The following is a 1,470-nucleotide window of genomic DNA, read 5'->3' on the forward strand; positions in this document are numbered from 1 at the left end:
GCCACGCGATAACAACGCTCCATGAACTGGAACTTGGTTTCCTTTGCAGGTTACCGCGGGAAGGTGCCTAGGCCACAGGCCAGAGCAGCCCTCCCGCAGAAGGCTTCCAGGTGGAGCAGGCCCTGTACGTCCTTGCCCACACCTGTAAGAGGGAGCCGGAGGCAGGGACGACCGAGCAGTCTTACCGCTCGCTCTTTCCCATTGCTCTCCGCCGCTCCTTCTTGTATACCCTCCGACCTCGAGTCTGGGGACGGTGCGGCCCGACGGTCTGAGCCGCGACTTTTCAACTCCCGCGAAATTCCCCAGTATGGGAAATTTTAAAAATCGACTCACGGCCACCCAGCCACCCAACTGGGTCGCACCTTCTCAGGAATCTCGCTCCAAGTTCACAAAGACCACGCCTTCCTCGTCAAGTTGGTTGCGCCTTCCTTGCCTACCCGGTCATTCCTGCCTACCCTGCACTCGGTAGGTACTACCCGCCTACTACTTTTTTCTTTTCAACTTTGATCTTACCTTTCTCATACAGGCCCGTCGTACCTACCCTGTAGTTCTTACCTACCCTACACTTAATAAGCGCTACCTACTCGCAATTTTCCTTTTCAAAACTTCGGCTTCCAAAGGTCGATTGCGCCTTCCTTACCTACCCGGTCGTTCTTGCCTACCCTGCACTCGGTAAGTACCACCCTTCACTGCCTTTCCCTCTTCCACCTTTTCAACCTCGGCCGCGCCTTTCTTATATAAAGCAGACGTGCCTACCCTACAGCGTCCACTCAAACTACGTTTCCACTAAGTAAAAAGCTAACTACTTTTTATCTTCCCTAATATAATTTACAACATCTTATAACTATACCAAAAGTATTCATATTACTCTTATCTTTTTCTTTTTACATTTACCAATTCAACCTTCTTTATTAATATACTAACCTCAACATATCCTCCCTACCCATACAACCAAAGCCACCTAACACCCTACCTACTCTACTAACTGTTTATACCCCCTAAATTCTACTACCCTTCTTCTTCTACTACTTTCAAAATTTCTTTTTTTTTTTTCTTTTTTTCTTCTTTTTCTTCTTTCCTACTATCAATTATTTACCTGCCCTTCCCTAACAATTCATTCAAGACCGTATAGGTTCTAGTTGATCGACTTAGTCGCCTCCGAATACCTTCTTCTTCCTATATTTATAAAAAAAACCTCTACCCTTGTTATAATCCGGCTCCTACTACTCTAAAAGTGTTTATTTACTTTATAAACGCCCTTACCTAATAAAGATTTGGAGGTAGAACAAGAGGACGAAAAGAAGAATAAAAAGAAAAAGAAAGGAAGAAGCTTACTAAGGGGGCAAGACATTACAAAAGTAAAAAGGTAGAAGGAAAGTAAGAAAAATATATATAAAAAAAAAAAAAAAAAAAAAAAAAAAAAAAAAAAAAAAAAAAAAAAAAAAAAAAAAAAAAAAAAAAAAAAAAAAA

Origin of the sequence: Williamsia phyllosphaerae, assembly GCF_014635305.1 — a bacterium.
In the GTDB taxonomy this organism is placed as follows: Bacteria; Actinomycetota; Actinomycetes; order Mycobacteriales; family Mycobacteriaceae; genus Williamsia_A; species Williamsia_A phyllosphaerae.